This window comes from Pseudomonas sp. 43(2021) (genome assembly GCF_017490805.1).
Taxonomy (GTDB): Bacteria; Pseudomonadota; Gammaproteobacteria; order Pseudomonadales; family Pseudomonadaceae; genus Aquipseudomonas.
Genome location: NZ_JAFGYJ010000114.1, coordinates 1 through 707, shown reverse-complemented (window position 1 = coordinate 707; position 707 = coordinate 1). Strand labels below are relative to the sequence as shown.

Annotated in this window: 2 tRNA genes and 1 rRNA gene; all 3 read right to left on the bottom strand. The window is 49.8% G+C overall.

Annotated features, from left to right (window positions below):
* Window positions 1-257 precede the first annotated feature (257 nt).
* Window positions 258-333, bottom strand: a tRNA-Ala gene (locus J5M71_RS26240).
* Between the two features lie 6 nt (window positions 334-339).
* Window positions 340-416, bottom strand: a tRNA-Ile gene (locus tag J5M71_RS26235).
* 77 nt (window positions 417-493) lie between these two features.
* Window positions 494-707 (bottom strand): 16S ribosomal RNA (locus J5M71_RS26230); the annotation flags it as partial.

Here is a 707-nt window from a genome sequence, read left to right as displayed (position 1 = left end):
CCGTATGCGCTTCTTCACTTGACCATATAACCCCAAGCAATCTGGTTATACTGTGAAGACGACATTCGCCGAAAATTCGCATGTTGCTCTTTCGAGCAGAACTCACAAATTTTACCTTAGCCTGATTAACCAGCAGTGAAACTGGTCATCAGTCTATATCTATCACATATCCGAATTTTTAAAGAACGATCTGACAAAAGTCAGAAATCAACATTCGAAGCGAATGCTCATTTCTGAGTTTGATCAAGTAAAGCAAGTGGTGGAGCCAAGCGGGATCGAACCGCTGACCTCCTGCGTGCAAGGCAGGCGCTCTCCCAGCTGAGCTATGGCCCCGCATATTGGTAGGTCTGGGCAGATTTGAACTGCCGACCTCACCCTTATCAGGGGTGCGCTCTAACCAACTGAGCTACAGACCTATATAGGGTCTTGATCGTCTTCGACAATGAATCAAGCAATTCGTGTGGGAGCTCATCAGCAGGCTGATGTCGTCGATTAAGGAGGTGATCCAGCCGCAGGTTCCCCTACGGCTACCTTGTTACGACTTCACCCCAGTCATGAATCACACCGTGGTAACCGTCCCCCCGAAGGTTAGACTAGCTACTTCTGGTGCAACCCACTCCCATGGTGTGACGGGCGGTGTGTACAAGGCCCGGGAACGTATTCACCGCGACATTCTGATTCGCGATTACTAGCGATTCCGACTTCAC